We start from the raw sequence: 3,545 nt of genomic DNA, 5'->3' as shown, positions 1-3,545 counted from the left end.
ATGCCTTTCATCCCCGGACTCAAGTCACGGGGTTTTCAGGCTATTTTCTTATAAGATAGATTATCAATAGGCTCTCGGATAATCTGTAAGAGTGTCATCAAGTGTGAGGATTAATCGTGTCAAAAATTTTCTTAAATACCCTGCGCATCAGCCCAGTCATTCTGGGTGTAATCTTAGGAATTGCCCACAGTGCATCAGCTTCAGATGCTCTATCCACTGACACAGAGGCGGGAGGAATCGTCAATCCGACTAATCCTCCTAGTAATCCTGTGGCAGAAAATAGCGATCGCCAGGGAGCAATTTCTCAGTTGTCGGATATCAATACTACATCTATATTGCAGAATAATCCTATTAAGGCAGAAGAGTCGGCGGCACAAACGGATCGAAGTAAGTTAGATCAGCTCGCGGACCAATCGAGTAGTATCCTAGGACAAATTGACCAATACAGCCAAGATACAGACTCCATGTCTCAAGTGACGAATGTATCTCAACTGCGGGATGTATCTCCCGGAGACTGGGCTTATGAAGCATTGCGATCGCTCGTTGAACGCTATGGTTGTATAGCAGGCTATCCTGATGGCACTTTTCGCGGTAATCGGGCGATGACGCGATATGAATTCGCCGCTGGCTTGAATGCTTGTTTGAATCAACTCGAACGTCTGATTGGTAATAACACTAGTGGTGGTAATGTTGACAATGGAGATTTGGTAAGTTTGCGACGGCTAGTGCAAGAATTTCAAGCCGAATTACAAACATTAGGAGGGCGAGTTGATAACCTGGAAGGAAGGACAAGCTTTTTAGAAGATCATCAATTTTCCGCCACAACCAAACTTAACGGTGCAGCAATATTTGCCCTAGCAGGTGTAGCCGGAGGAGAAAATGCTCAAGGTGGTGATATAGATAAAGTTACCGCATTTGGCGATCGCGTTCGGCTCAATTTTGACACTAGTTTCACAGGGAAAGACTTACTACGCACCCGACTCCAAGCCTCAAACTTAGCTGCATTTTCTGGTACTTCCACCTTCACTCCAGAGGGAGATTTACGATTCGCTGATGGCACTTTTGGTACTGGGGGCGGCAATAATGTAGAAATTGATGCGTTGCTCTATCAGTTTCCTCTGGGCGAGAAAACTACAATTGTTTTAGAAGCTAATGCTGGCGCACCGGATGATTTTGCTAATACCGTCAACCCATATATTGATGGGGATGGTGATAGCGGAGCGATTTCTCAATTTGGCACCCGTAACCCAATTTATAAGTTGGTTGATGGTACTGGAATAGGGATCAAACATGAATTCAGTGATGCTCTCGAACTGAGTTTAGGCTATTTAGCCAGTGATGCAGCTAATCCAGGAGAAGATGCAGGTTTATTCAACGGTGCTTACGGGGCGATGGCACAATTAACCTTCAAACCCTTTGATAAACTTACCTTGGGTTTAACTTACGTCCACGCTTATAATAGCGATCTCGGTGCAGGTAGTAATCGTGCTAATCTACGTTCCGCTTTAGCAGATAACTCTAATTTACCAACTGCATTACAACCTTTTAGTGGATTAGGTTTACCCACATCAAGCAATGCTTACGGCTTACAAGGCTCATTCCAGGTTAGTCCTAAATTAGTCTTAGGGGGTTGGGTTGGTTACACAGCCACTCGCACTTTATCTACATTGGGTGGAACAATTGATCGAGGAGATTTAAAAGTATGGAATTGGGCGGTTACTTTAGCAGCACCAGACTTGGGCAAAGAGGGTAATGTGGCGGGTTTAATTATCGGGATGGAGCCAAAAGTTACCGATGTTAGTAATGCGCTGAAAGCTCAAATAGGTGACGATCCAGATACTTCCTTACATATCGAAGCCTTCTATCAGTATCAACTCACAGATAATATCTCCATCACACCTGGAATTATCTGGCTGACTGCCCCGGATCACAATAGCGATAATAAAGACGTGGTGATTGGGGCTATCCGAACTACCTTTAGTTTCTAGAATGTCAGAAACCCGGTTTTTCTGAAAAACCGGGTTTCTAGAACCTCCTGAGCCTAACACCAGGTTTGCACGACACGCCCTACGATCTGTTGCCCTAGCAAGGGGGTATTAGTAGACAGAGACTTGAGAGTGTCTGTCCCCACTCTCCAAGTCAGTTGGGGATTGAACAGAAGCACTTCCGCAGGTTTTCCAGGTGCGATCGCGGCTGGCTCTTGTTGCAGACAAAATGCCGGATTTGTGCTAAGACATTGCCACAGTTGCAAAGCTGACCAGCCACCTTTCTCAACTAGGGTATGCCAAAGTAAAGGTAGGGCTAATTCTAAACCAATCGCGCCGGGAGGAGCTTCAGCAAAGGGGACAGTCTTTTCTTCGTAGGTGAAAGGAGAATGATCGATTGCGATCGCATCTAGAATACCCTCTCGCACCCCCTCAATTAGTGCAATTTGGTCAGATGGATTGCCCAAAGGAGGCTCCAGACGGAAATTTGGATTGTAACTGTTCAAATCCTTCGTATTAAAAAGCAAGTGCATCCAAGTAGTACTCGCCGTCACAGGTAATCCCCTTGCTTTAGCATCTCGAATTAACTCAACACCGCGACGAGTAGAAATCCGCATCAGATGAACAGGATTACCTGTAACAGCGATAACTTCCAATAGGGCAGCCAAAGCAGCAGATTCCGCGATCGCAGGATTTCCCGGCAAGCCCAAGCGAATAGAGCCAGCCCCTTCTCGCATCACCCCATCACCCACCAGTTTAGAGTCACAAGCCCACAGCGCCACAGGTTTACCAAAAGGCTCTAGGTATTCCAACACCCGCCTGACTAAAGCCAAATTTGATAGCCCACACCCATCAGCAAAACCAACAACTCCCCCAGATGCTAACTCAGCAAGCTCTGTCATTTGTTGCCCTTCCTGCTTTAAAGTTATCGCACCCCAATAATGAACATGAGGGGGAGACGGCGGGAGAGGGAAAAGGGAAGAAATATGTTTATTCTCAAATTCTTGTTGGCGCAATCTAGCCAATCCAGCCAAATTATCCACCGCAGGCACAGTATCAGGCAAAATAGTCAACCGAGTAAAGCCACCTACTGCTGCTGCGGCTAGAAGCGATAACCAGGTTTCCCGCCTTTCAAATCCTGGCTCTCCAGAATGACTATACAAATCTACTAACCCAGGTCCTAAAATAAGTCCCCGGCAATCCCTCACCACTGTATTAGCTGGGTAATGAGCAATTTTCGGTTCCACGGCTTTGATGAAACCCTCTGCAATCAGCACATCAGCCAGTTTATCATTTCCAGAAACCGGATCAATAACCCGGACTTGTTGAAGCAGTTCACTATTCATAGGGATTGGGGATCAACGGATGGGGGGTTAGGCACGATCGACAACAACTGCTGACGACTAACTAAGAAAATAATTCCCCAACTCTTACTTGAAAATGGTGTACTAAACATAGGACATAGGGCATGATGGTGTGTGATTTACATCTTGTCTTTCAGGGAACAGGGAACAGGGAACAGGGAACAGGAAACTCTTCACTGCTTCCCCCACTCCCCAC

At 46.1% G+C, this 3,545-nt stretch carries 2 protein-coding genes; one reads left to right on the top strand and one right to left on the bottom strand.

What is annotated here, in order from left to right; translation table 11 throughout:
• Nucleotides 1-116 precede the first annotated feature (116 nt).
• Entirely contained in the window at nucleotides 117-1,988 is a 1,872-nt protein-coding gene (locus NJ959_RS27305; RefSeq protein WP_254014910.1) for an iron uptake porin, read from the top strand.
• A gap of 53 nt (nucleotides 1,989-2,041) precedes the next feature.
• Here NJ959_RS27305 and NJ959_RS27300 read toward each other — a convergent pair whose 3' ends face one another.
• Nucleotides 2,042-3,331 (bottom strand): dihydroorotase, encoded by a 1,290-nt coding sequence (locus NJ959_RS27300; RefSeq protein WP_254014909.1) that lies wholly within the window; start codon nucleotides 3,329-3,331, stop codon nucleotides 2,042-2,044.
• Nucleotides 3,332-3,545 lie beyond the last annotated feature (214 nt).

Source organism: Limnofasciculus baicalensis BBK-W-15 (assembly GCF_024178385.1).
Classification (GTDB): Bacteria; Cyanobacteriota; Cyanobacteriia; order Cyanobacteriales; family Coleofasciculaceae; genus Limnofasciculus; species Limnofasciculus baicalensis.
Note: the sequence above shows the minus strand (reverse complement) of the source record. Positions and strands in the feature narration are given on the sequence as shown.